We start from the raw sequence: 21,870 nt of genomic DNA, 5'->3' as shown, positions 1-21,870 counted from the left end.
TATTGTTTTTTTAAAGGAATTAAGAAGATCGCTACTGAAAAATTGCAGCGCATTAACCGGGAAATTACTGCTCCTGAAGTGCGTTTGATTGGAATTGATGGAGAGCCCATCGGTGTAGTTAAGTTGAGTGAAGCCTTGGCTGCGGCAGAAGAGAAAGAAACCGATTTGGTGGAAATTGCTCCGACGGCTGTGCCGCCTGTAGTCCGTATCATGGACTTCGGCAAATTCAAATACCAAGAAGCTAAGCGGATGCATGAAGCAAAGCTAAAGCAAAAGGTCATTCAGGTTAAGGAAGTGAAATTCCGTCCTGGTACTGATGATGGTGACTACGGTGTAAAGCTACGCAATCTAATCCGCTTTTTGGAAGATGGCGATAAGACAAAGATTACGTTGCGGTTTCGGGGTCGTGAAATGGCCCACCAAGAAATCGGAGCGAGAATGTTGGAGCGTTTGAAGTTAGACCTACAAGAGTTTGGTCAAGTTGAACAGTTTCCAAAAATGGAGGGTCGTCAGATGGTGATGGTATTGGCCCCCATTTGTAAGGCTAAGTAATCAGGTTCTACCTGATTCTTATGTAGGGGGAGGCGCTGAAAGGCGCCGGTAGTTTGAAGTGCTTCTGGGTACAGGAAGAGTAACCGTCGGTTACCACCTATGTTGCACAAGTAATTGAAGGGGTGCTTTATGCCCAAGATGAAGAGCAAGAGTAGCGCTAAAAAGCGCTTCACGGTTCGCGCAGGCGGAACGATTAAACGAGGCCAGGCTTTCAAACGCCACATCCTCACCAAGAAGACCACAAAGAATAAGCGTCACCTCCGTGGTTCCACAGAAGTTGCGAAAGCAGACGTTAAGTCAATTCGCTCCATGCTTCCATACGCTTAACCTCAGACTAGATTAGGAGAATTCAATGCCAAGAGTCAAACGTGGGGTTACAGCAAGAGCCCGTCATAAGAAAATCACCGATGCTGCTACAGGTTACCGTGGCCGTCGTAAGAACATATTCCGTATTGCTAAGCAAGCGGTTATGCGTGCTGGTCAATATGCATATCGTGACCGTCGCAACAAGAAACGTGTATTCCGCGCTTTGTGGATTGCTCGTATCAACGCGGCAGTTCGTCAGCATGACATGACCTATAGCGTATTCATGAATGGTATGAAGAAAGCTGCGATCGAACTCGACCGCAAAGTGCTTTCTGATATGACCATTGCTGACAAAGTGGCTTTCGCTGCTTTGGTTACTCGGATCAAATCCGTAGTAAACGCTGCAGCTTAATTCTTAGTTTTCTAAACTAAGCTGCAATGGTTTCTCTCGACCACATTGTCGAGGATGCTAAACGTGATTTCCTCGGAGCTGCCGATGCGGCAGCTCTTGAGGACGCGAAAGCCAAGTATCTCGGTAAGTCAGCTGTTCTCACTGAGCGTTTAAAAGCACTTGGTGGAATGTCGTCCGATGAACGCAAGAGTGCTGGCGCCCAAATTAATCAAATCAAAACTCAGGTAGAAGCTGCATTACAAGAGCGTCGTCAGGCTTTGGCTGATGCTGTGTTGATGCAACGTCTTGCAGCGGAGTCTATCGATGTTTCCTTGCCTGGCCGTGGCCAAGCTGTTGGTAGCCTGCATCCCGTGATGCGCACCTGGGAACGTATTGAAGAGATCTTCCGCTCCATTGGTTTTGAAGCAGCAGATGGCCCTGAAATTGAAACCGATTGGTTTAATTTCACCGCCTTAAATAGTCCAGAAAATCATCCAGCCCGCTCAATGCAGGATACGTTTTATATCGATGGCAAAGATTCCTATGAGAAGCCTTTGTTATTGCGCACGCATACCAGCTCCATTCAGGTTCGTTATGCGAGCGAGCATGTAAAGAAATACGCAAACGCTGATGTAATGCCGCCAATCAAAATGATTGCGCCGGGCAGAACCTATCGTGTCGATAGCGATGCAACCCATTCACCGATGTTCCATCAGGTTGAGGGCTTATGGATTGCGGAATCTATTTCTTTCGCTGATCTCAAAGGCGTTTACACCGATTTCTTGAGAACCTTTTTTGAAACGAATGAATTACAAGTTCGTTTCCGTCCATCGTATTTCCCATTTACAGAGCCATCAGCTGAGATTGATATGGCCTTTGGTAGTGGCAAGCTTGCCGGTCGTTGGCTAGAGATCTCCGGAGCAGGACAGGTTCATCCGAACGTGTTGCGCAATATGGGTATTGACCCAGAGCGCTATACCGGTTTTGCCTTTGGTTCTGGTTTAGAGCGTTTAACGATGTTGCGTTATGGCGTTGATGATTTACGGCTCTTCTTTGAAAACGATCTTCGTTTCTTAGCGCAGTTCCCTGCATAACAAATCAGCATTACAAATTTATATAGAGCGCTATGCAATTTTCTGAATCTTGGCTTCGTCAGTATGTAAACCCATCTCTTGATAGCGATGCGCTTGGTCATGCAATGACCATGGTGGGTTTAGAGGTTGAAGAACAACATTCAGTAGCTCCTGCATTTACTAAGATTGTGATCGCCCAGATTCTGTCTGCTGAGCAACATCCTGATGCAGACCGCTTACGTGTTTGTAAAGTAGATGCCGGTACTGGTCAGGAATTACAAATCGTATGCGGTGCGCCCAATGCCCGTGCTGGTATCAAAATTCCGTGCGCTATGGTTGGTGCTGAATTGCCTGCATCAGAGGCGGGTGGCAAACCCTTCATGATTAAGGTAGGTAAGTTACGCGGCGTTGAAAGCCAGGGAATGCTGTGCTCTGGTCGCGAGCTTGGCCTTGGTGATGATCATGAAGGTATTCTGGAATTACCAGCAGATGCTCCAGTCGGAAAAGATATTCGCGAATACCTCGATTTAGATGATCAAATCTTTGTTATTAAGTTAACTCCAAATAAAGCGGATTGCCTCTCATTAATGGGAATGGCGCGCGAAGTTTCTGCGATTACTGGCGCTGCACTATGCGTGCCTAAGTGGACTCCACCATCTGTATCAATAGATGACAAGCGCAAAGTAACTGTGGAGAGCAAAGAGCTTTGCGGTCGTTTTGCTGGTCGCGTGATTCGCGGTGTAAATCCACAAGCAAAAACACCTGAATGGATCGCGCAGCGTTTGACTCGTGCAGGCCAAAGAAGTATTTCTGCGTTGGTGGATCTTTCTAACTATGTTATATTGGAAATGGGCCAGCCTATCCACGTATTTGATATTGATAAGTTGAATGGCGATATCACCGTTCGTTGGGCTAAAGCAGGCGAAACCCTCGAGCTATTAAATGGTCAAACGGTAACCTTGCAGGGGCCAGATTCTGCGGGAAAATTACAAGATGCTGGTGTAGTTGCTGACCAGAATGGTTCGGTAGCCCTTGCAGGCATTATGGGTGGCAACCATTGCGCTGTGTCTGATGACACTAAGAATATTTATGTTGAAGCCGCTTACTGGCTGCCTTCTGCAATTCAGGGGCGTGCTCGTCGCTTTAATTTCAGTACGGATGCAGCTCATCGATTTGAGCGTGGAGTGGATCCTCAAAATACTGTTCATTGCTTAGAGTATTTAAGCGCTTTGATTATCGAAATATGTGGTGGTCAAGCGGGTCCCGTAGATGATCAGGTTTTAAACGTACCTGAGCGTAAGCCCGTCAAAATGCGTTTGGCTAGAGCGGAAAAAGTGATTGGTATTCCGTTGACCAACGAAATTGTTGCAGACGTATTTAAGCGCCTCGGTTTCGAATTCAAGCAAGAGGGCGATGCGTTTATCGTAAATCCTCCAAGCTATCGATTTGATATTGAGATCGAGGAAGATTTAATTGAAGAAGTCGCACGGATGTACGGCTTTGAAAATATTCCCGATCAGCTGCCAGTAGCTTCATTAAAAATGAGTGCTAAAGCGGAGGCAAAGCGGGGTATTCATTTAATTCGTCAGCGTTTAGCTTTGCAAGGCTATCAAGAGGCGGTGAATTTTAGCTTTACAGATCTTGAAAGCGAAAAACGTCTTACCGGTGCCACTGAAAAAGATATCATTGCAGTGCTAAATCCCATTGCCAGCCAATATGGCGTGATGCGCAGTACATTGTGGGGTGGCTTGCTAGGAAACCTCAAGGCCAATCTGAATCGTGGGGCAGGGCGTGTGCGTCTGTTTGAGACTGGTCGCGTCTTTAAGCGTGATATTAACGCTCAAGAAGAGGCTGGTAAGGTGGCTGGTTTTTATCAGCCTCAAAAAATTGGCGGTTTGGTCTATGGTTCATCCTTTCCCGAGCAATGGGCCAGCCCTACTAGAGCGGTAGACTTCTTTGATGTAAAGGGTGATCTTGAGCGCGTTCTCGATCCACTGCTTTTCGTAACAGAAGCTGCGCAACATCCTGCTTTACATCCAGGTCGATCGGCGCAAGTCTTCTTAAAATCTGAAAAAAATACTATTGCCATTGGTTGGGTTGGTGAATTTCATCCTGGTTTGCAACAAGCATATGAATTGCCACAGGCTCCAGTTCTGTTTGAGTTAGATTTAGATCCGATTCGTGAACTTGGTTTGCCGGTGCCAGAGGAGTTAAGTAAATTTCCTGCAGTTCAACGCGATTTAGCGCTAGTCGTGAAGCAGAGCGTTCCCGCGCAAACATTGTTAGATGCAATGAGCGCAAGCAAACAGAATTTTGTGCGCAAGATTGAGCTATTTGATGAGTTCAAGCCAAAGGCTGGATCTAGCAGTATGGCTGAGAATGAGAAAAGCTTGGCTTTTAGAGTAACGCTGTTAAATCCTCAAGAAACATTGCAGGACCCTCAAATAGATGCAGTAATGGCCGCTTTATTAAGTGCTGTTGAAAAAAAGTGCGCAGCTCGCTTGCGCTAGGTTTAGTATTAGATATAAATCAAATAAATAGTTACAAAAGAGACTGGCGATGACTAAATTGATTTCCAATGACACTGTTACAAAAAATGAGCTTTCTGAAGCGCTGTTTGATCAGGTGGGCCTGAACAAGCGTGAGGCAAAAGATATGATTGATGCATTCTTTGATCGCATTGGTCAATCGCTTGAAGCGGGTGTGGAAGTCAAGATTTCTGGTTTTGGCAACTTTCAGTTGCGCAATAAATCGGCTCGTCTTGGCCGAAATCCAAAGACAGGTCAGATGATTCCGATTGCCGCTAGACGTGTTGTTACTTTTCACGCAAGTCAAAAGCTTAAAGATGTAGTGGAGTCACATGCTCGAGAAAACCGAGTTTGATGCTAGCTCAGTACTTCTGAGCTCTCAACTTCCCCCAATACCTGCTAAACGCTACTTCACCATTGGCGAAGTAGCCGATCTTTGTGGTGTCCGTTCGCACGTTCTGCGCTATTGGGAGCAAGAGTTTTCTCAGCTAAGCCCCCAAAAACACCGGGCTAACCGTCGTTACTATCAACACCACGAAGTAGTTTTGATCAGAAAAATTCGCTCGCTTCTGTATGAAGAGGGTTTTACGATCAGCGGCGCGCGCAATCGCCTTGAAGAGGCTCGTGGAGACCTACGGCTTCGCGAAGAGCTGCAAGCGCAGTCCTGCAGATTCTCTCTAAATAGTTACTGCTACAATTTCGTTTTTCGTCGGGGCGTAGCGCAGCCTGGTAGCGTACATGCATGGGGTGCATGTGGTCGGAGGTTCAAATCCTCTCGCCCCGACCAATTTAAATTAAGTTCTATTTCAGAATTCTTTTCTTTGCCTCGCTGCCTTCTTCATATGTCAGCAAAACAGCATAAGGTTCAATAATTTCGACAGTCTTTAAGGGGCTTTTCTCCGATGGGTATTATTTCAACCCTGAGACTCAGTTGCTTAGCCTCTAAAACAACTACTCCTCTAAGGTGCTCCACCTCCTCAATAACAAATGGGCTCAAGCCTGGGGACAGAAGTTTTCGGATTAATGAAAGCATAATATATTCATTATGCAGTATCTCTATTCAACCAATATATCTAAAAAGTAAGTAAATACCCTTATGGGAGTCTACCCATAAGGTTTACTTTCCTCGTAACGAGCGAAAGCATTTGGCTGAAAATTTAACGAAATAAAGGATTGCAAACGTTCCTAGCAGATTCCCGACGAACATAAGGCAAAGTTCGTAGATGCCGTGCGGGAGGTGCGCATACTGAAAATAGAGGATGCGAAAGGTGCCGTTGATCAGTGCACTCAGGGATGATAGCCAAAAGATGCTGATTGGAGAAAGGCCATTTAATTCTGTAGAAAAATTAAAGAGTTTTTTCCATAATTGACAAGCAATAAAAGGAGCTAGTCCATATAGAGTTGCAAGGACGAGAACCGTCTCGATAGGAAACCCCCTATAAAAATATCCTCTAATGCCATATGCAATGGCAACTCCCAATGCGCCAGCCCAGCCAAAAATCATCACCGCAATTAAGCGATAACCAGCTGGGATATAAAACCAGTAGATGAAATCATTAGTCTTGAAAAAAGCAAAATACTCTCTATTAATGTAATCAAAAATGAACCAAACTATTGCGACTCCAATAATTGAACAGAGGAAATAAACTAGGTTGAACATTATTTGACTGACGACAATATATTTATTGGATTTATAAGCTTTTAAGCTTAACTGTTTTTGTGGATTTTTGCTATTAAGGGCGTACTATGAACACTGATAAAATCTGGTTTCAACACAAAAGTAGCTAAACCTATTAAATGTAACGGGCAATAAATAAGGCAAGATTGATGAAAAGTCATTTTGAAGAGACATTTTTTAGATTTCAGCGTTTGGTGATGGTTGCTAAGCAGTTGCCATCTTTTCCTCGGCTAGATGCTATTGAGGAGAAGTTGCTATTGATAGTTGGTTTTGCCTACCAAAATAAAACACCTCTATTAGTTGGAGAGCTGCTTTTTAAACCTGAGGTTGCCTCTCAGGCCACAATTCATGGACGTTTAGCCATGCCGCATGGTAAGCAGCTGATTAAGTGGTATTCCGATATTGATGGTCGTAAGAAATATGTCATTCCTACTGCTAAAGCAAGCGCCTATTTTTCACAAATTGGCGAGTGCGTGTCTAGGGCCGCCGCTGAAAAATAAGCAATACTAGACTGGCTTTAAAACAAATTCATTCCTTGAGCAAACTAAATATCTATTGATAAGCTAATTTCATGTCCTTCATTTCAGAACACACATCCTATTTTGGACTCAAGATTCCATTTTTAGCCCATTTAGGCGTAGTTCCTGAGCACGCAAAAGATGGTAAGTCTCGCATCAGCTTGGAAATTAAGCCGGAATATGAGAATAGTTTTGGTATAGCTCATGGAGGCGTCATCATGACCTTACTGGATTTTGCTATGGGGGCAGCAGCTAGAAGCACTACCGACATTCCTTTGGGTGCCATGACTATTGATATGATGGTCAGTTTCTTACGTCCTAGCATTGGCAAAATCGTGGTTGAGGGAAGTATTCTGAAGCCTGGTAAAACGATTAACTATTGCGAGGCTATCGTTTTGAATGAAGCTGGTGAAATTACTGCTAAGTCTAGCGGCACATTTATGCTCAGAAAATCTAAGACACCTTAAGTAAATATAGTATTTATAATGATAATAATTTTAGGGTAATATTCCGAATATATGTTGCTTGATTAGTTAATTTATATATAACAATGGTGTGTTATTGATTCTACAATAACCTTATAAATAAACCATTATTCGGAGAGATAAAATAATACGTCTTCTTATAAAGAGCTTTTAGCTCAACAACGTGAGCAGTTGGATAAACAGATTAAAGAAGCAATTGCCCTTGAAAAGGCGGATGGCATTGCTAAGGCAAAAGCGATTATTGAGCGGTACAACCTCACTGCTGGTGATTTATTCAGTCGAAAAGCTGGTGTTAAAAGCGCTGGTGCTAAGGTTGCCCCTAAGTACCGCGATCCATCCACTAGTGAAACTTGGACGGGCCGTGGAAAGGCTCCTAAGTGGATTGAGGGTAGAGATCGCAGTAGCTATTTGATATAAGCTATTGATTTAAATAGATTTTAAAAAAGGCCGCAATTTAGCGGCCTTTTGCATTAATACATCACACCCACCATATTTAGGCGCATTTTCTAGCAAGAGCTTCTACGAAGAGGGGTTCAAGCAGCTCATGTCTGCTGCCGTATGACCAGTCTTCCGCAGATTCTGGATTAGTTGCTGGATAGCCAATAATGAGTGGGTTTTGTTCAATTAGGCCGTTTTCTAGCTCCTTTTGGATACTTTCGCTAAAGGGATGATTGCCACCTGAATTCTCATCGGCAAGTGCAACTACTCCTGGATGAAGCTTAATAAAACCTTCATCTACCAATATAGGTATACGCTGTGTGTCCTTGTTTTTACTCAAATAATGAATTAAATGCACTTGCTCGACCGGCGGTATTAGGGCGTCCAAGAAAATCAAATCAGGGGCAATAAGACACAGCTTTCATTAGATCTTCTAGGCTATCTACTGCCATCTCCATATCCACCTTCAATTGCCAGTCTGCAATTGATTCTAGAAGTTCATGACCATTTTCAGACCTACGAAATATCACCATCGCTACACAGTTTTGGGTAGTTTTTTGTCGCATTGCTCTTTTTCTGCGCTGTAACTGCTGTTCTAGGGAGCTAGCTAATATGCGCCTATGACCGCCCGCGGGTTTTCCAAGCGATTAATTTTCCTAATTCAACCATTTTTTGGACGGTCCCTAAAGATACTTGCAAAATCTTGGTGCTTTGCCGTATGCTGAGATATTCCATTTCTGGGGTAATTGCTTTCATATTTCCCTTAATTTCATTTATCTGTTTGAAGATTTAGAGAATAAAAATCAAAATCATTTGAATCTGTCGGTAATGCTTTAAACCAAGGTAGGAAAGTTCTTATTAATTCCCCCCAAATAGGTGGATACCCCAAATTCCCGCAAAATCAGGGAAAGCCCTTTATATATCAATGGTCATTCGTGTTAAATTACTGTGTCGTAGTGCCAGTATTTGCACAGATCAATTCGTGAGACGGTACAGCCGTTAAGCGGATGGTTATAACCACAGTTTTTATTCGGGAGGCCCGATGAAAGGTGAGCATCATGATGCAGGACCAAAGAGATAATTCGTATCTCTTCGGCGGAAACGCCCCCTACGTAGAGGAACTCTACGAGTCCTACTTGCACGATCCGGCTTCAGTAGCTGATCATTGGCGAGATTATTTCGATAACGTGAAACAGATTCCAGCAGTTGACGGTTCATCTCGAACTGACATCGCACACGGACCCATTGTTGCTTCATTTGCTGAGCGCGCAAAGCGGGGCCCAATCAGAACCATTTCTGATTCGGCTGACTCAGAAATGGAGCGTAAGCGCGTTGCTGTTCAGCAGTTAATTGCCGCGTATCGCAACGTCGGCAATCGCTGGGCAAACTTAGATCCATTAAAGCGTACGGAACGCCAGGATATTCCTGAGCTAGATCCCGCTTTCTATGGCTTTACTGATGGCGATATGGATATCGTCTTCAATACCAGTAATACATTTTTTGGTAGAAATGAAATGTCCTTGCGCGATTTGCTGCAGGCATTGCGTGAAACATATTGCGGCACGATTGGTGTCGAGTTCATGTTTATCGCTGACCAGAAGATTAAGAAGTGGTGGCAAGAAAAATTAGAATCCATTCGTTCAACTCCACAGTTCAATGTGGAAGAGAAGCGTCAGATTTTGGATCGCGTAACTGCGGCTGAAGGTCTGGAGCGTTACCTCCAGGCTAAGTATGTTGGTCAAAAGCGCTTTTCTCTTGAGGGTGGCGAGAGTTTCATCGCCTGTATGGACGAATTAATTCGTGACTCAGGTAATAAAGGTATTCAAGAGATCGTCATTGGTATGGCACACCGCGGTCGTCTTAATGTATTGGTAAACACATTGGGCAAAATGCCCAAGGACTTGTTCGCTGAGTTTGAACACAAAGACCCAGAAACATTGCCTGCAGGTGATGTGAAGTATCACCAGGGTTTCATAAGCGATATTTCTACCCCTGGCGGTCCAGTTCACTTGTCATTGGCATTTAACCCATCGCATCTTGAAATCGTAAATCCAGTGGTTGAGGGTTCTGCGCGTGCGCGTATGGAGCGTCGTGGCGATATGTTGGGCGAGCAAGTGATGCCCGTGTTGGTGCACGGCGATGCAGCGATTGCTGGTCAGGGTGTCATGCAAGAAACATTGGCGATGTCAGAAGTTCGTGGTTATTCCACTGGCGGAACTATGCACATCGTAATTAATAACCAAATTGGTTTCACCACCTCAGATCCGCGCGACTTACGTTCAAGCTTGTATTGCACGGACATCATGAAGATTGTGGATGCCCCTGTATTACACGTCAATGGTGATGATCCTGAAGCTGTAGTGCTGGCGACTAAGTTAGCCGTTGAGTTCCGCATGAAGTTTCATAAAGATGTTGCGGTTGATATCATCTGTTTCCGTAAATTGGGTCACAACGAGCAAGACACGCCTGCAATGACTCAGCCTTTGATGTACAAGATCATTGCTGCGCATCCTGGTACACGTAAGCTCTATGCAGACAAGTTAGAAACTCAAGGTGTATTGCCTGCTGGTACTGGCGACCTCATGGTTAAAGAGTACCGTGCTGCAATGGATGAAGGTAAACAAACTTCCGATCCAGTATTGAGCAACTTCAAAGGTAAGTTTGCAGTTGATTGGTCACCATTCTTGAATAAGAAGTGGACTGATGAAGCGGATACAGCAATTCCATTGACAGAGTGGAAACGCTTGGCCGAGAAAATTTCCACCATTCCAGAGGGCTTCAAAGCACATCCATTGGTTGCTAAGGTTTATAACGACCGCGCTGCGATGGGTAAGGGTGAAGTCAATATTGACTGGGGCATGGGTGAGCACATGGCTTTCGCATCTTTGGTTGCGAGTGGCTATCCAGTTCGTTTGTCTGGTGAAGATAGCGGACGGGGCACATTTACTCACCGTCATGCGGTATTGCATGAGCAAAACCGTGAGAAATGGGATACTGGCGCATACATTGCGCTTCAGCACGTTACTAAAGATCAGGCGTCGTTTGTGGTGATTGACTCGATTCTTTCTGAAGAGGCTGTGCTTGGTTTTGAATACGGCTATGCCGCAGCTGAACCAAACACCTTAACCATTTGGGAGGCTCAGTTCGGCGACTTCGCTAACGGCGCACAAGTAGTTATTGACCAGTTCATTGCCTCGGGTGAAGTGAAGTGGGGTCGTGCTAATGGCTTGGTCTTGATGTTGCCGCATGGTTATGAAGGTCAAGGCCCAGAACATTCTTCTGCACGTCTTGAGCGTTTCATGCAGTTGTGTGCTGATACCAATATGCAAGTGATTCAACCGACAACTGCAGCACAGATTTTCCATGTGTTGCGTCGTCAAATGATTCGTCAGTTCCGCAAGCCGCTGATCTTGATGACTCCAAAATCATTACTGCGTAATAAAGAAGCCGCTTCACCTTTATCCGAATTTACTAAAGGTGGTTTCCAGACTGTTATTGGTGAGCGTGATGACTCTATCAACGCTAAACAAGTCACTCGTTTGGTAATGTGTTCCGGTAAAGTCTATTACGACTTGGTTAAGCAACGCGCTGAGAAGAAGATTGGTGACGTCGCGATTATTCGCTTAGAGCAGTTGTATCCATTCCCGCATAAAGCATTAACTGCTGAGTTGAAGAAGTATCCAAAGCTAGAAGAAGTTGTATGGTGTCAGGATGAGCCACAAAACCAAGGTGCTTGGTTCTTCGTGCAACACAATATCTTGGAAAATATGTCTGATGGTATGAAGCTGGGTTATGCAGGCCGTCCTGCATCAGCATCTCCAGCTTGTGGTTATGCCCATCTTCACCAAGAACAGCAGAAGTCTTTACTTAATGCGGCATTTGCCAAATTAAAAGGTTACGTGATCACGAAATAATCGTCTTCATAACTCAACATATATATAAATCAATAGGATTAATCATGGCTATTTTCGAAGTTAAAGTTCCCCAACTCTCTGAGTCAGTTGCTGAAGCAACTTTGTTGCAATGGAAAAAGAAAGTTGGCGACGCCGTTGGTCAAGATGAGATCTTGATCGAAATCGAAACAGATAAAGTGGTTCTCGAAGTTCCAGCCCCATCGGCTGGCATATTGACAGAAATCGTTGTCGCTGATGGTGGCACTGTTGTTGCTGAGCAATTAATTGCAAAGATTGATAGTATTGCTGTTGCAGCTGCCGCTCCTGCAGCCGCTGCGCCTGCTCTAGCTCCAGCTGCCGCACCTGTAGCAGCTCCAGCACCTGCTGCTAAAGCCGGTGCAGCTGCTGCTCCTTCTGCTGCAAAAATTCTTGCTGAGAAAAATATCGATGTCGGTCAAGCTGCTGGCTCTGGTCGTGATGGCCGCATCACTAAAGGCGACGCATTAAATGTTTCAGCTGGTGGCGCTAAGTCTGCTGCGTTACCAAGCGCACCGATTCCTACTGGCGATCGTCCTGAAGAGCGTGTACCAATGAGTCGTTTACGTGCTCGTATTGCTGAGCGCTTGCTGGAGTCTCAAGCAAACAACGCTATCTTGACTACATTCAATGAAGTCAATATGGGTCCAGTAATTGCCTTGCGTAACAAGTACAAAGATCAGTTTGAGAAGACTCATGGCGTGAAATTAGGTTTCATGTCTTTCTTTGTTAAAGCAGCAACACATGCTTTGAAGAAATTCTCATTACTCAACGCTTCTGTTGATGGCAATGATATTGTTTACCATGGTTACTTTGATATTGGTATCGCTGTAAGTTCACCACGTGGCTTGGTAGTTCCTATTCTCCGTAATGTTGATCAAATGAATTTGGCTGATATTGAGAAGAAGATTGCCGAGTTTGGTGTTAAAGCTCGCGAAGGTAAGCTGTCAATTGAAGAGTTGACTGGCGGTACATTCTCTATCTCTAACGGTGGTGTATTTGGTTCTATGCTTTCTACTCCAATCATCAACCCACCACAATCTGCTATTTTGGGTATCCACGCTACTAAAGACCGCGCTGTTGTTGAAAACGGTCAAGTAGTGGTACGTCCAATTAACTATTTAGCATTGTCATACGATCACCGCATCATTGACGGACGTGAGGCTGTGCTCGGCTTGGTTGCTATGAAGGATGCCTTAGAAGATCCTTCACGTCTCCTCCTTGATTTGTAAGAAGGAAAGAACATGAGCCAAGCTTTTGATGTATTCGTAATTGGTGGTGGCCCTGGTGGTTACATCGCCGCAATTCGTGCAGCGCAACTCGGTTTTAAAGTTGCCTGCGCTGAATCTAATGCATACGACGATCCTAAGGGTGAGCCACGTTTGGGCGGCACATGCTTGAACGTTGGATGTATTCCTTCCAAGGCCTTATTAGCTTCTTCTGAAGAGTTCGAGAAGATTAGCCATCACGCCGCTGATCATGGAATTAAAGTAGGTGCTGTGAGCATCGACTCTAAAAAGATGATCGCACGTAAAGATGACATCGTTACTAAGATGACTAGCGGTATTCAGTATTTGTTCCGCAAGAACAAAGTGACCTTATTAAAAGGTCATGCGTCTTTTGAAGGTAAGGGCGCCGACGGTTATCAAGTCAAGATTGATGGCAAAGATAAAGAAACTGTTACAGCAAAGAACGTCATCATTGCAACAGGATCTAAAGCTCGTCATCTCCCAGGTATTGCTGTTGATAACGTGTTGATCTGCGATAACGAAGGCGCTCTCAAATTTGACACTGCACCTAAGAAGTTGGGTGTAATCGGAGCCGGCGTTATTGGTTTGGAATTAGGCTCTGTATGGCGTCGTCTTGGTGCTGAAGTGACTGTGCTTGAAGCAATGCCTTCATTCTTGGCTGCTTGCGACCTAGGTATTGCTAAAGAGGCGCAAAAGCTCTTTGCTAAGCAAGGCTTGAGCATCAATACCGGCGTAAAAATTGGCGATGTAAAAGCCGACAAAAAAGGTGTAGTAGTGAATTACACCGATAGCGCTGGTAAGGCTGCTAAGTTGGAATGCGATCGTTTAATTGTTTCTGTTGGCCGAGTACCAAACACGGATAAATTGGGTTTAGACAAGATTGGCCTCAAAGTGGATGAGCGTGGTTTCATTCCAATTGATGACCATACCTGTGCAACTTCAGCGCCTGGCGTATATGCGGTTGGTGACGTAGTGCGCGGCCCAATGTTGGCTCATAAAGCAGAAGATGAAGGTGTTCTTGTTGCTGAAGTCATCGCCGGTCAAAAACCACATATTGATTACAACTGTATTCCTTGGGTTATTTACACCGATCCAGAGATTGCTTGGGTTGGTAAAACCGAACAGGCGCTCAAAGAGGCTGGCGTTGCTTATAAAGTGGGTCAGTTCCCATTTGCGGCTAATGGTCGCGCTTTGGGTATGGGTCGTGCCGATGGTTTCATCAAGGTATTGGCAGATACAAAGACCGATGAGATTCTTGGCGTACACATCATTGGTGCGAATGCATCCGACCTCATTGCTGAGGCTGCAGTTGCAATGGAATTTAAAGCAGCAGCAGAAGATATTGCTCGTATCTGTCATGCACATCCAAGTTTGTCAGAAGTGATGCGTGAAGCAGCATTGGCGACAGACTCGCGTGCATTAAATATATAATTGAAAACCATTGAGTTTTACCAACAAGAGTTAGAAGCGCGCGGGTATCAAAGCGATCCCGCGCAGCTTCGTGCTGTTGAGCGTTTACAAAAATGTGAAAACGAATGGATTGCTTACAAAGAAATCCGCAGCAATAATTTCAAAAAGAAACTCTTTAAACCAGCTCTCCCGCGCGGACTTTATCTATGGGGAGGGGTAGGTCGGGGCAAATCTTTCTTGATGGACTGCTTTTATGCAGCCTCCCCATTAGAAAAGAAAATTCGTATTCATTTTCATGAATTTATGCGGGAAGTTCATCGTGAATTGCATGAGCTTTCTGGCTTATCAGATCCTTTGGATGAACTTTCCAAGAGGATCGCTAATCGCTATCGCTTAATTTGCTTTGATGAATTTCATATTAACGATATCGCTGATGCCATGATCCTTTATCGCTTGTTAAGTGCGCTCTTTGCTGATCGCGTGCAATTCGTGATGACATCAAACTATCGTCCAGACCAGCTCTATCCTAATGGCTTACATCGCGATAGATTATTGCCGGCAATTAAATTACTTGAAGAAAAATTAGATGTTCTTAATGTGGATGCCGGTAATGACTACCGTCGCGTACAAATGGCACAAGTTGAGGCATATCTCACTCCAGTGAATGCAGATACTCAGGCTACTTTGGGTCAAATGTTTCAAACATTAATTGGCAATCAAAAGGAAACTCGTAATCCTGTCCTCAATATTGAATCTCGTGAGCTTCGTCCTCTGCATATGGCAGATGGCGTGGTGTGGTTTGATTTCAAAACCCTTTGTTGTGGTCCTCGATCACAAAATGACTACTTGGAAATCGCCAATCAGTTCCATACGGTGATTCTCTCAGGGGTGCCTTATATGCCTCCGAGAATGACTAATGAGGCACGGCGTTTTATCTGGTTAATTGACGTTTTATATGACCATAAGATCAAGTTAATCATGTCTGCTGAGGTTCCAGCCTCCGATTTGTATACCGAGGGTCAAATTGCCGCAGAATTCTCTAGAACCGTGTCACGCTTGATTGAGATGCAGTCGCGCGACTACCTAGATGCACCGCGCCGAGTAATTGATACCAGCTTGACCTAAAATAGGGAAATGAGTAGCTTTTCACCCCTTAATGTCGACTTGCATTGCCATTCAGTGATTTCTGACGGTACCTTAACGCCTGAAGAATTGGCTGAGCGAGCCAAAGAAAATGGAGTTCATTTATGGGCCTTGACCGACCATGATGAATTGGGTGGTCAACAGCGCGCTCGAGAAGCAGCTAGCGCATTAAAAATAGATTATCTTGCTGGGGTAGAAATCTCTGTTACCTGGATGGGCGGGACTATTCACATTGTTGGACTTGGAATAGATGCCAATCATTTGGGAATTATCGAGGGCTTGCGTCGCACGCGTGAAGGCCGAGGCAATCGCGCTCATCTCATGGCGGAACAATTGCTCAAAGTAGGTATCCCTGGCGCTTACGAAGGCGCACTCCATTTTGCCGGCAACCATGATTTGATATCTAGAACTCACTTTGCGCGCTTTTTAGTGGAGCAGGGTGTTTGTAAAGATACAGAGCATGTATTTAAAAATTATTTGATTGAAGGTAAGCCGGGATACGTTCCTCATCAGTGGGCTAGCCTAGATGATGCCGTTAAATGGATTAAGGCGGCCGGTGGCGTTGCTGTGATTGCTCATCCTGGTCGTTATAGTAGGCTTAATGCAATGCAAATGGATGAGTTGTATAAACACTTTAAAGATCTTGGCGGTCTGGCGATCGAGGTGATTACCGGTAGTCATAGTCCGGATCAATATGAAACTTTCGCAAAGATAGCTCAGCAATACGGATTCTTGGCTTCTCATGGTTCAGATTTTCATGATCCGAACGAAAGTCATGTGGATTTGGGTAACTTGCCACATTTACCAGACCATCTCACGCCTGTGTGGTCTGTCTTCCATTAAACAATTAATTACATAGAAAAAGAATACAGATGTTTGCTGAACGCGTTCTCTCTGGCATGCGCCCAACTGGTAACTTGCACTTAGGTCATTACCATGGTGTATTAAAAAACTGGGTTCGCTTGCAGTCCGAATACCCTTGTTTCTTTTTTGTAGCAGATTGGCATGCATTGACTACCCACTACGAAACACCTGATGTGATTGAGCAATCCGTATGGGATATGGTGATAGATTGGTTAGCAACTGGGGTTGATCCAAACCAAGCAACCTTGTTTATTCAAAGTAAAGTTCCTGAGCATGCTGAACTCTTTTTATTGCTCTCCATGGGAACCCCGTTGGGATGGCTCGAGCGGGTGCCAACTTATAAGGATCAAACTGAAAAGCTGAAGGAAAAAGATCTTCAGACCTATGGCTTCTTAGGTTATCCATTACTTCAGGCCGCAGATATTTTGATTTATCGTGCGCAGTTTGTGCCAGTTGGTGAAGATCAAGTGCCACATGTGGAGATGACTCGTGAAGTAGCACGACGCTTTAATTATTTATATGGTCGCGAACCAGGCTTTGAAGAAAAAGCATTAGAAGCAGTCAAGAAATTGGGTAGCAAGCGCGCCAAGATGTACGCAGAGTTGCGCGTGGCTTTTCAGGAGCGCGGTGATGATGAGGCTTTAGAGCAAGCTAAAGCGTTGCTGCAGGAAGCGCAAAGCTTATCCATGGCCGATCGTGAAAGACTCTTTGGCTTCTTAGAAGGGGCGCGAAAAATTATTCTTCCTGAGCCACAAGCATTGCTGACTACCGCATCACGCATGCCAGGAATAGATGGCCAAAAAATGTCGAAGTCTTATGGAAATACGATTAGTATTCGTGAAAATCCAGAGGACGTGATTAAAAAAATTCGGACCATGCCTACAGAGCCTGCGCGGGTTCGCAGAACGGATGCTGGTGATCCGGCTCGTTGTCCTGTTTGGCAGTTGCATATCGTCTATTCCAATGAAGAAACTAAGCAATGGGTAGATAAGGGTTGTAAATCAGCTGGTATTGGTTGCTTAGAATGTAAGCAACCAGTGATCGACGCTATTCTGGCAGAGCAGCAACCCATGTTTGAGCGCGCACAGAAGTACTTAGATGATCCAAGCTTGTTACGCTCCATCATCGCTGATGGTTGCGATAAGGCCCGCAAGGTAGCCCAAGAAACCATGCGTGAGGTCCGTGAGTCAATGGGTCTTGCCTACGATTAAGGAATCATTTTGTCTGTAGCGCATGATGCAATTCAGAATGCCTCTTCTTGGGTGAGACGATTTGCACCTCTCATACCAAAGGAGGGTGGTTCTTGATCTTGCGTGTGGCTCTGGCAGGCACTCTCTGCTTTTGGCAGACCTAGGCCATCAGGTGCTAGCAATAGATCAAGATATTGAGACAGTAAATGCCCTAAGTAATCCATTCATCAGCTCAAGGAGTTTTAATCTTGAAAGTGATGAATGGCCTCTCTTGAATGGTGAATTTGCCGCTATTGTGGTGACAAATTACCTATATCGTCCCTATATTGATGAACTCCCCAAAATGCTCCAAAAGGACGGAATTCTGATATACGAAACCTTTGCCCAAGGTAATGGGGATTTTGGCAAACCCTCAAACCCAAATTCCTCTTAAATCCCGGGGAATTGCTTGCTTTCGCCTCTCGCCATGACCTCAAAGTGCTTGCATTTGAGGATATTTATGTGGATCAGCCCAAACCAGCTATGGTTCAGTGCCTGTGCGCCGCAAAAGGTGGGCTAAAACAGCGCATTCCGTTACAATTTCAGGGTTAAGACAGCTAAAAATTGGTGCATATTCGGTGACAAATACAGCTCATTCCAAAGGTAGTAAAAAGCCCATCGCTGGCAGCATGCCGGCTATCGTTACGCCGATGTTTGAGGATGGCAGTTTGGATTACGCTAGTTTGCGTTCTCTTTTGGATTGGCATGTATCCGAGGGCGCTGATGGAATTGTGATTGTAGGAACCAGCGGCGAATCCCCAACGGTCTCAGTAGAAGAGCATTGTGAGCTCATTCGTGTAACGGTTGAGCAGATTGCTGGAAGGATTCCAGTGATTGCGGGCACCGGCGGTAACTCTACGATTGAGGCCATTGAGCTAACTCAGTTTGCTAAAAAAGTGGGTGCTGATGCAAGCTTGCAAGTAGTTCCTTATTACAACAAACCAACACAAGAAGGCATGTTCGCGCACTTTAAAAAGATTGCGGAGTCAGTGGATTTGCCAGTAATTTTGTACAATGTACCAGGTAGAACGGTTGCTGATTTGGCTGGCGATACTGTCGTGCGTTTAGCTGGAGTACCGGGCATCATTGGAATTAAAGAGGCGACGGGTAGCTTAGAGCGTGGGACTTTATTGATTAATGATCTGAAGCGCGCTGGCCACGAAAATTTTTCTGTCTTCTCTGGTGATGACTTAACGGCCGCCATGTTGATGTTGATGGGTGGCAAAGGAAATATTTCAGTTACTGCAAATATTGCCCCACGCTTAATGCGTGAGCTATGTGTAGCGGCTATGTCGGACGATGTAAAAAGAACTCGTGAAATTCAATATCAATTAATTGCAGTACACAAGGCGATGTTTACAGAGGCAAATCCGATTCCGGTGAAATGGGCTCTTCATGAAATGGGCAAGATTACTGCAGGTATTCGTTTGCCATTAACACCCCTAAGTAATTCCTTGCGTGAGCCCCTCAGGGCAGCGTTAAAACAGGCCAACTTATTATGATGAATTTGCTTCAATTGTCTCGTCGATATTTATCGATTCTGACTTTGGTTTTTGGTATCGCTCTTGCTCTAACGGCATGTAAATCGGTTGCCACCAATGACACTGTTGACTATAAGAGTGCGGGCGCTGTGCGCGGCCCCAATTTGGCTTATCCTCCCGATTTAATTACTGCGCAGGCTGACCGTCGTTACATCGTGCAGGATGGGACGGCCACTATGTCTGAATATAATGCCACTGCTAAGAAATCAGCGCAGATGAGAAGTAATGTCATGACGGGTATTCCTGGTATGCGTATCGCTCGTGATGGTGAGCGCCGTTGGTTGGTTGTTGAAAAGCCAGCACCGGAGTTGTACCCACAGGTGAAAGATTTTTGGCAGGAGAATGGTTTCTTGCTGGTAGTAGATTCGCCATCGACTGGCATTATGGAAACTGATTGGGCCGAGAATCGCGCAAAGATTGCCCAAGACTGGATTCGCTCAACTCTCAATAAGGTGCTAGATTCAATTGTCGATACTGGTGAGCGTGATAAATATAAAACCCGTCTAGAGACTACTAAACCTAATGAGACTGAAATTTACATTACCCAAAAGGGTGCTTTAGAAAAGTGCGCATCCGACACTACCGGCAACTGCTTGTACACCATTTGGACGCCGCGGCCTAATGATCCAGAACTTGAGGCGGTATTTTTAGCTCGTCTGATGGAGCGCTTGGGCATGACTCAAGAACAAGCTAAAGCAATGGTTGCTGCTCCGTTGGGACCCAAGACTCCTAAAGCCAAGCTTATTGAAGATGGACCTAATAAAGCTCATATCGATTTGTCGGTTGGATTTGATCGCTCATGGCGTGATGTTGGTTTAGCGCTTGATCGTTCTAACTTTACAGTTGAAGACCGTAATCGATCAAACGGAATTTACTTCGTTCGTTATGTCAATCCAAAAGATGTGGGTGACACTAAGGGCTTTTTCTCTAACTTGTTTAGCAGCAAAGATGACTCAAGTTTGAAGGCGAAGAAATACCAAGTAATTTTAAAGAATACTGGCGAAAATTCTGTTAGCGTTTATGTACAGGATACCGAAGGAAGACCTGAAAATACACCTGCTGGATTACAGCTATTAACCATCTTAATGGAGCAGCTATCTAGATAAGTTAGATGCTCATGAAGAAGATTACTTCTTAGCGTCAGCAGCAGGAGCTTCAGCAGGTTTTGTTTCTTCTTTTTGCCGCAAGCGGCCAAGGCGATTGCCAACATTGCAACGAGTACGAGTGACTTCTTCATTTGTAAATTCCTTTAAAAAAATTAACAACAATTACCGGTAATTGTTTTCTGGAATAACCAAGGGATTAACCCTAGGTATTTTCCATTGATCGTTATATCCATCTCTTCATTCAGTCTTGAAAAACCAGCCAGCCGGCTAAATAAGCCTCAAAAAGTGTCGAATTTTCAAGGTTTTTAAGATTGCTGGCCCCAAGTTGCTTTTTGGGCCGATAGGGTCTGCCGTGCTCTGAAGATATCAGGAAGTTGTTCCTTGCTCATATTTTCCCCGTTGCAATAGATTTGCTTTCCAAGGCTCAGAATGCGTGTCTGTGGGTGGGGAACCAGCATCCTTGTTTTTAAGATATTTTCAAACTCCACTGGACTGGACTGTGGTTCTGGAGGGTTAAAGATCGCCTGTTGTTTTGGCTCTGAAAGATACGCAGAAATACCTGGTAGAAAGCCGTCGATACGGTCTAACTTCAAGTCTTTGAGTTTTGAGCTGAGTTGTTTGATGAGTTCAGCAGGTAACTGCCCAGCGAAATGCGTTGCCCCTTGTTTGGGGTCGGCAAACTTCTTCTCGAGTGCGGGGAATATCTTCTAGAGATTCGGCAAGACGCCATAAACCTTCTTGAAGTAATTCTTTAAAGCTAGGAGAATGAAATCCAATGGACCATGTTTGGCAGCCTGCGTCTAGCGCAATACCATCATGTGCTACATGGGGAGGCAAGTACAGCATATCGCCGGGTTCAAGAACCCATTCTTGCTCGGGATTAAAGTTCTGTAAAATCTTTAGCGAAAGCTTGGGGTTTAGGCTCAGATCCTGTTGCTCGGAAATCTTCCAGCGTCTTCTGCCAGACATCTGGATTAAGAAAACATCATAAGAATCAAAGTGAGGTCCAACACCACCCCCGACGCCTGCAATACTCACCATCAAATCATCAAGTCGCGCATCTGGAATAAACCGAAACCGGGAGAGTATTTTTGCGGCAGCTGGGTGGTGTGCTTCCATCCCTTGAAAAAGCATTGTCCAATGAGGTTTATTAATGGCAGGAATTGTCTTTTGAGAAAAAGGGCCGCTTGTAAGGCTCCAAGGTTTGGATTTCACAAGCCGTGATTCCACCTCTTCTCTCAATGCAAATTTTTAAGTAATTCCTTGCTGGAAATGGGGCTGTCCAACAGTTCTCCTTGCTGGATAGAGAGCTTAAAAGCGGGAATGGCCCCCGCGCACGAGTAGGGGCTTTTTATGCCAATAACGCGCCATGAACTGATCTGGCTAATACCGCCAAACAAGGCCCAGGGCTCATCTAAAGGGAGCTTTA

23 protein-coding genes, 1 tRNA gene and 1 pseudogene are annotated in these 21,870 nt (G+C 44.9%); 20 read left to right on the top strand and 5 right to left on the bottom strand.

All coding sequences use genetic code 11. The annotated features are described in order from the left end of the window. The first annotated feature begins 18 nt into the window (after positions 1-18). From infC to DXE37_RS06200, 11 genes and pseudogenes are all read left to right on the top strand, one after another. Positions 19-552: a translation initiation factor IF-3 gene (gene infC, locus DXE37_RS06255; protein WP_415067130.1), complete on the top strand. Its 534-nt coding sequence runs from the start codon at positions 19-21 to the stop codon at positions 550-552. A gap of 129 nt (positions 553-681) precedes the next feature. Beyond that, positions 682-879: a 50S ribosomal protein L35 gene (gene rpmI, locus DXE37_RS06250; RefSeq protein ID WP_011902674.1), complete on the top strand. Its 198-nt coding sequence runs from the start codon at positions 682-684 to the stop codon at positions 877-879. Between the two features lie 25 nt (positions 880-904). Next, the gene (gene rplT / locus DXE37_RS06245; RefSeq protein ID WP_114636917.1) at positions 905-1,270 is read left to right on the top strand and encodes a 50S ribosomal protein L20; all 366 of its coding nucleotides are present in this window, start codon (positions 905-907) and stop codon (positions 1,268-1,270) included. A gap of 26 nt (positions 1,271-1,296) precedes the next feature. Continuing rightward, positions 1,297-2,343, top strand: coding sequence for a phenylalanine--tRNA ligase subunit alpha (gene pheS / locus DXE37_RS06240; RefSeq protein ID WP_114636916.1), 1,047 nt, complete (start codon positions 1,297-1,299; stop codon positions 2,341-2,343). A 32-nt stretch (positions 2,344-2,375) separates the two neighbouring features. Then, on the top strand, positions 2,376-4,832 hold the full coding sequence (pheT, locus tag DXE37_RS06235; RefSeq protein ID WP_114636915.1) for a phenylalanine--tRNA ligase subunit beta: 2,457 nt from the start codon (positions 2,376-2,378) through the stop codon (positions 4,830-4,832). Positions 4,833-4,881: 49 nt separating this feature from the next. Continuing rightward, a complete protein-coding gene (locus DXE37_RS06230) occupies positions 4,882-5,205 on the top strand; it encodes an integration host factor subunit alpha (RefSeq protein WP_114636914.1) in 324 nt (107 codons plus the stop codon). After that, a pseudogene (locus DXE37_RS06225) lies at positions 5,183-5,476 on the top strand (MerR family transcriptional regulator); the annotation flags it as partial. The gene DXE37_RS06230 and the pseudogene DXE37_RS06225, both read left to right, overlap by 23 nt. 84 nt (positions 5,477-5,560) lie before the next feature. Then, positions 5,561-5,637 (top strand) — tRNA-Pro (locus DXE37_RS06220). A gap of 1,040 nt (positions 5,638-6,677) precedes the next feature. Continuing rightward, positions 6,678-7,028: a hypothetical protein gene (locus tag DXE37_RS06210; RefSeq protein WP_114636912.1), complete on the top strand. Its 351-nt coding sequence runs from the start codon at positions 6,678-6,680 to the stop codon at positions 7,026-7,028. Between the two features lie 71 nt (positions 7,029-7,099). Next, complete coding sequence (locus DXE37_RS06205; protein WP_114636911.1) at positions 7,100-7,513, top strand: PaaI family thioesterase; 414 nt, start codon at positions 7,100-7,102, stop codon at positions 7,511-7,513. A 189-nt stretch (positions 7,514-7,702) separates the two neighbouring features. Further along, positions 7,703-7,948 (top strand): H-NS histone family protein, encoded by a 246-nt coding sequence (locus DXE37_RS06200; protein WP_114636910.1) that lies wholly within the window; start codon positions 7,703-7,705, stop codon positions 7,946-7,948. Between the two features lie 76 nt (positions 7,949-8,024). Here the strand turns inward: DXE37_RS06200 and DXE37_RS11485 are convergent, their stop codons facing one another. Both DXE37_RS11485 and DXE37_RS11480 read right to left on the bottom strand, forming a co-directional pair. Next, entirely contained in the window at positions 8,025-8,309 is a 285-nt protein-coding gene (locus DXE37_RS11485) for a hypothetical protein (RefSeq protein WP_197713128.1), read from the bottom strand. Between the two features lie 58 nt (positions 8,310-8,367). After that, the gene (locus DXE37_RS11480; RefSeq protein ID WP_197713127.1) at positions 8,368-8,535 is read right to left on the bottom strand and encodes a hypothetical protein; all 168 of its coding nucleotides are present in this window, start codon (positions 8,533-8,535) and stop codon (positions 8,368-8,370) included. 492 nt (positions 8,536-9,027) lie between these two features. On the opposite strand from DXE37_RS11480, the gene DXE37_RS06190 reads away from it, so the two are divergent. The 9 genes from DXE37_RS06190 to bamC all read left to right on the top strand — a co-directional run bounded on the left by DXE37_RS06190 (position 9,028) and on the right by bamC (position 20,441). After that, complete coding sequence (locus tag DXE37_RS06190; protein WP_114636909.1) at positions 9,028-11,883, top strand: 2-oxoglutarate dehydrogenase E1 component; 2,856 nt, start codon at positions 9,028-9,030, stop codon at positions 11,881-11,883. Between the two features lie 44 nt (positions 11,884-11,927). After that, a complete protein-coding gene (odhB, locus tag DXE37_RS06185) occupies positions 11,928-13,130 on the top strand; it encodes a 2-oxoglutarate dehydrogenase complex dihydrolipoyllysine-residue succinyltransferase (protein ID WP_114636908.1) in 1,203 nt (400 codons plus the stop codon). 12 nt (positions 13,131-13,142) lie between these two features. Continuing rightward, positions 13,143-14,579 (top strand): dihydrolipoyl dehydrogenase, encoded by a 1,437-nt coding sequence (lpdA, locus tag DXE37_RS06180; RefSeq protein WP_114636907.1) that lies wholly within the window; start codon positions 13,143-13,145, stop codon positions 14,577-14,579. Next, positions 14,580-15,683 carry a cell division protein ZapE gene (gene zapE, locus DXE37_RS06175; protein WP_114636906.1) on the top strand — a complete coding sequence of 368 codons (1,104 nt, stop codon included), beginning with the start codon at positions 14,580-14,582 and terminating at the stop codon, positions 15,681-15,683. 9 nt (positions 15,684-15,692) lie between these two features. After that, positions 15,693-16,544 carry a 3',5'-nucleoside bisphosphate phosphatase gene (locus DXE37_RS06170; RefSeq protein WP_114636905.1) on the top strand — a complete coding sequence of 284 codons (852 nt, stop codon included), beginning with the start codon at positions 15,693-15,695 and terminating at the stop codon, positions 16,542-16,544. Positions 16,545-16,573: 29 nt separating this feature from the next. Beyond that, entirely contained in the window at positions 16,574-17,776 is a 1,203-nt protein-coding gene (locus DXE37_RS06165; RefSeq protein WP_114636904.1) for a tryptophan--tRNA ligase, read from the top strand. A gap of 130 nt (positions 17,777-17,906) precedes the next feature. Beyond that, complete coding sequence (locus DXE37_RS14010) at positions 17,907-18,188, top strand: methyltransferase domain-containing protein (RefSeq protein ID WP_331852125.1); 282 nt, start codon at positions 17,907-17,909, stop codon at positions 18,186-18,188. Between the two features lie 235 nt (positions 18,189-18,423). Next, positions 18,424-19,296 (top strand): 4-hydroxy-tetrahydrodipicolinate synthase, encoded by an 873-nt coding sequence (gene dapA, locus DXE37_RS06155; protein ID WP_114637555.1) that lies wholly within the window; start codon positions 18,424-18,426, stop codon positions 19,294-19,296. Between the two features lie 14 nt (positions 19,297-19,310). Then, positions 19,311-20,441 carry an outer membrane protein assembly factor BamC gene (gene bamC, locus DXE37_RS06150; RefSeq protein ID WP_231971195.1) on the top strand — a complete coding sequence of 377 codons (1,131 nt, stop codon included), beginning with the start codon at positions 19,311-19,313 and terminating at the stop codon, positions 20,439-20,441. Between the two features lie 21 nt (positions 20,442-20,462). Here bamC and DXE37_RS10825 read toward each other — a convergent pair whose 3' ends face one another. From DXE37_RS10825 to DXE37_RS12615, 3 genes are all read right to left on the bottom strand, one after another. Continuing rightward, a complete protein-coding gene (locus DXE37_RS10825) occupies positions 20,463-20,603 on the bottom strand; it encodes a hypothetical protein (RefSeq protein WP_162786109.1) in 141 nt (46 codons plus the stop codon). 143 nt (positions 20,604-20,746) lie between these two features. Beyond that, positions 20,747-21,034, bottom strand: a complete 288-nt coding sequence (locus DXE37_RS12620) for a hypothetical protein (protein ID WP_231971194.1) — start codon at positions 21,032-21,034, stop codon at positions 20,747-20,749. A 34-nt stretch (positions 21,035-21,068) separates the two neighbouring features. Further along, positions 21,069-21,656, bottom strand: coding sequence for a cupin domain-containing protein (locus DXE37_RS12615; protein WP_231971193.1), 588 nt, complete (start codon positions 21,654-21,656; stop codon positions 21,069-21,071). Positions 21,657-21,870: the final 214 nt, after the last annotated feature.

The organism is Polynucleobacter necessarius (assembly GCF_900095205.1).
GTDB lineage: Bacteria > Pseudomonadota > Gammaproteobacteria > Burkholderiales > Burkholderiaceae > Polynucleobacter > Polynucleobacter necessarius_E.
Note: the sequence above shows the minus strand (reverse complement) of the source record. Positions and strands in the feature narration are given on the sequence as shown.

Bases quoted from the DNA above. Each gene is read 5' to 3' on its own strand.
- pheS (WP_114636916.1), top strand. From the start codon at position 1,297: ATGGTTTCTCTCGACCACATTGTCGAGGATGCTAAACGTGATTTCCTC.
- rplT (WP_114636917.1), top strand. From the start codon at position 905: ATGCCAAGAGTCAAACGTGGGGTTACAGCAAGAGCCCGTCATAAGAAA.
- DXE37_RS06230 (WP_114636914.1), top strand. From the start codon at position 4,882: ATGACTAAATTGATTTCCAATGACACTGTTACAAAAAATGAGCTTTCT.
- rpmI (WP_011902674.1), top strand. From the start codon at position 682: ATGCCCAAGATGAAGAGCAAGAGTAGCGCTAAAAAGCGCTTCACGGTT.
- DXE37_RS11480 (WP_197713127.1), bottom strand. From the start codon at position 8,535: ATGCGACAAAAAACTACCCAAAACTGTGTAGCGATGGTGATATTTCGT.
- DXE37_RS06170 (WP_114636905.1), top strand. From the start codon at position 15,693: ATGAGTAGCTTTTCACCCCTTAATGTCGACTTGCATTGCCATTCAGTG.
- DXE37_RS06190 (WP_114636909.1), top strand. From the start codon at position 9,028: ATGATGCAGGACCAAAGAGATAATTCGTATCTCTTCGGCGGAAACGCC.
- dapA (WP_114637555.1), top strand. From the start codon at position 18,424: ATGCCGGCTATCGTTACGCCGATGTTTGAGGATGGCAGTTTGGATTAC.
- odhB (WP_114636908.1), top strand. From the start codon at position 11,928: ATGGCTATTTTCGAAGTTAAAGTTCCCCAACTCTCTGAGTCAGTTGCT.
- DXE37_RS06205 (WP_114636911.1), top strand. From the start codon at position 7,100: ATGTCCTTCATTTCAGAACACACATCCTATTTTGGACTCAAGATTCCA.
- DXE37_RS06165 (WP_114636904.1), top strand. From the start codon at position 16,574: ATGTTTGCTGAACGCGTTCTCTCTGGCATGCGCCCAACTGGTAACTTG.
- DXE37_RS06210 (WP_114636912.1), top strand. From the start codon at position 6,678: ATGAAAAGTCATTTTGAAGAGACATTTTTTAGATTTCAGCGTTTGGTG.
- lpdA (WP_114636907.1), top strand. From the start codon at position 13,143: ATGAGCCAAGCTTTTGATGTATTCGTAATTGGTGGTGGCCCTGGTGGT.
- pheT (WP_114636915.1), top strand. From the start codon at position 2,376: ATGCAATTTTCTGAATCTTGGCTTCGTCAGTATGTAAACCCATCTCTT.